The sequence below is a fragment of the Streptomyces sp. NPDC058307 genome (assembly GCF_042880295.1).
Taxonomy (GTDB): domain Bacteria; phylum Actinomycetota; class Actinomycetes; order Streptomycetales; family Streptomycetaceae; genus Streptomyces.
Genome location: NZ_JBHVYZ010000057.1, coordinates 1 through 2,550 on the forward strand (window position 1 = coordinate 1; position 2,550 = coordinate 2,550).

Annotated in this window: 3 protein-coding genes; all 3 read left to right on the forward strand. The window is 70.2% G+C overall.

Annotated features, from left to right (window positions below; genetic code table 11):
- Positions 1-646 (forward strand): beta-ketoacyl reductase (locus ACFVYN_RS31550; RefSeq protein ID WP_390004718.1); only part of this gene is annotated, 646 nt, incomplete at its 5' end.
- 157 nt (positions 647-803) lie between these two features.
- A complete protein-coding gene (locus tag ACFVYN_RS31555; RefSeq protein ID WP_390004720.1) occupies positions 804-1,145 on the forward strand; it encodes a ferredoxin in 342 nt (113 codons plus the stop codon).
- A gap of 1 nt (position 1,146) precedes the next feature.
- The gene (locus tag ACFVYN_RS31560) at positions 1,147-2,415 is read left to right on the forward strand and encodes a cytochrome P450 (protein ID WP_390004722.1); all 1,269 of its coding nucleotides are present in this window, start codon (positions 1,147-1,149) and stop codon (positions 2,413-2,415) included.
- Positions 2,416-2,550: the final 135 nt, after the last annotated feature.

Consider the following 2,550-nt stretch of genomic DNA (forward strand, 5'->3'; position numbering starts at 1 on the left):
CCCCGGACAGGGCAACTACGCGGCGGCCAACGCCTTCCTCGACGCCCTCGCCACCTACCGCCGCGATCAAGGACTGGCAGGGCAGTCACTGGCCTGGGGGCTGTGGGCGGAACGCTCGACGATCACCGCGCACCTGGACGACGCCGGGATGTCCCGACTGACCCGCGGCGGCATCCAGCCGATGACCACGGAGCAGGGTCTGGCACTCTTCGACGCCGCAGCCCGACTCTCCACGCCCCTGCTGGTCCCGGCCCGTATGGATCCGTCAAGGTTCTCCCGGGCCCGTGGCGCGCTGCCCCCGCTGCTGCGCAACCTGGCCACGGGCACCGGAAAACGGCCGACCGCCGCGGCATCGGCCCAGGGCCTGGCCGCCCGGCTGGCCGCGCTTGACACGAGCGAACGGGAGCAGGCCGTCCTGCAGATCGTACGGGCGCACGCCGCGGCGGTACTCGGTCATGCCCGGCCCGAGAGCCTCGAACCCCAGCAGCCCTTCCGGGACATGGGCTTCGACTCCCTGGGCGCACTGGAACTGCGCAACCGGCTCGCCACCGCCACCGGACTCCGACTGCCCGCCACCCTCATCTTCGACCACCGCAGCGCAGCCGCCCTCGCGGCCCATGTGACGGCGCAGTTCGGCACCGGCTGAGCCGTCCGGCCCCCTGCCGGCGGCCTCGTCAGGTGTTGCGACGGGCCGCGCTGTGCCCCGTCCCCGGCGGGGCGAAGCCGGGGATGGGGGCCGAATTACCCCGCAGTTGCTGGGCGATGGCTGTCGCCTCTTACGCGGCCCTGCGATGCCAGGAAGCATGAACCCGGGCCAGCCGCACGCCGAGGAGGCCGCACGTGGACATTCCGCCCGTTCATCCGCCGAACTCACCGGGTTCGGCGGGTTCCCGTCGCCGTCGCAACCGCCCGGCGAACACCCCATGCCGGAGGGACGGTTCACGGTGAAAGTGCAGATCGATCCCGGACGCTGCCAAGGGCACGGCCGTTGCTACGACATCGATCCCGAGTCGTTCGACGACGACGTCGAGGGCTACGGAAAGGTCAAGGGCGACGGGCGCGTACCGGCGGGCCACGAGCGTGCCACCCGTCTGGCCGTCGCGAGTTGCCCGGAGCGGGCGATAACCCTGGCTGAGGAAGCGTGAGATGACTGACGACGATCGCTTCAGCAAGGACTTCCGGGACCCTGACCGGGATCGGCACCACATCCAGCGCAGCGAGATCATCACCGGCCCGGTGACGGAATGGGGGACCGACTTCTCCCACATGGACCCGCAGTGGCTCGCCGATCCGTACCCCATCATGGACGACCTGCGGCAGCGGTGCCCGATCGCGCACACCGAGCGGTTCGGGGGTGCCTGGCTGCCGACCCTGTACGAGGACGTCGCGGCGATCGCCTACGACACGGAGCGGTTCTCCTCGCGGTCGGTCACCCCGGACGACTTCCGTCCGGCCCGGGCCATCGCGCCCGTGGGGGAGACGCCGCCGCTCTCCTCCGACCCGCCGTTCCACCACACCGCGCGCAAGCTGCTGCTCCCCGCCTTCACCAAGACCGCGGTCGGCAAACTGGAGTCGGGTACCAGGGCGTTCTGCCACTCCCTGATCGACGAGTTCCAGGGCCGGGACGTCGTCGACGCGGCCCGTGACTACGCGAGTCAGATTCCGAGTCGGGTCATCGGCGACATGCTCGGCTTCCCGCCGGAGGACAGGGAGCAGTTCCGGGACCTCTTCGGGGACCCGCAGAACGACCTGTCGGCGCGTGAGAAGCGGATGGAGTACCGGGGCAAGATCTTCGTGTACCTGCTCGCGCAGGTCAACGACCATGTCGAGAACCCGCGTGACGACCTCACCACCTACCTTCTCAACGCGGAGATGAACGGTCGCAAGCTCGACCCGAATCACGTCATCGGGATGATGGCCCTGCTGTTCGCCGCCGGCGTCGCCACTACGTACGCCTCGATCGGCGCGTCCCTGTGGCATCTCGCCCGGAACCCGCAGGATCGCGAACGGCTGCTCGCTGAGCCCGAGTTGCTGCCGACGGCGATGGAGGAGTTCCTGCGCGCCTACGCGCCCGTCACCATGGCCCGGCTGGTGAAGGAGGACATGCACTGGCGCGGTGTCGACATGAAGGCGGACGACTGGGTGCTGCTGTCCTTCCCGTCCGCCAACCGCGACCCGGCCCAGTTCGACCGGGCCGGTGAGGTGGTCATCGACCGCGAGGCCAACCGGCACGCCACGTTCGGCCTGGGCATCCATCGCTGTCTCGGTTCGCACCTGGCGCGTATGGAGCTCCGGGTGGCGCTCGAGGTCTGGCTGGAACGGATCCCGAAGTTCAGCATCCAGGACGAGGCGGCGGTGGTCTGGGGCGGGAAGCAGACGCGAGGGCCGCACACGCTTCCCCTCCGGATCCGTTGACGGTTCCGGTGGACGCGCGCCCTGCGCGACGGGGCGGTTGACACCACCGCCGTGCTGCTGAGAGCTGCCGGAGGACCGTCCTCCCGGCGGCCAGCCGAACATCCGGCCCGGGCCGACTCGCCGTGTCCGTACGCG

Coding starts and splice junctions, on each gene's coding strand:
- ACFVYN_RS31555 (WP_390004720.1), top strand. CDS start 804: ATGAACCCGGGCCAGCCGCACGCCGAGGAGGCCGCACGTGGACATTCC.
- ACFVYN_RS31560 (WP_390004722.1), top strand. CDS start 1,147: ATGACTGACGACGATCGCTTCAGCAAGGACTTCCGGGACCCTGACCGG.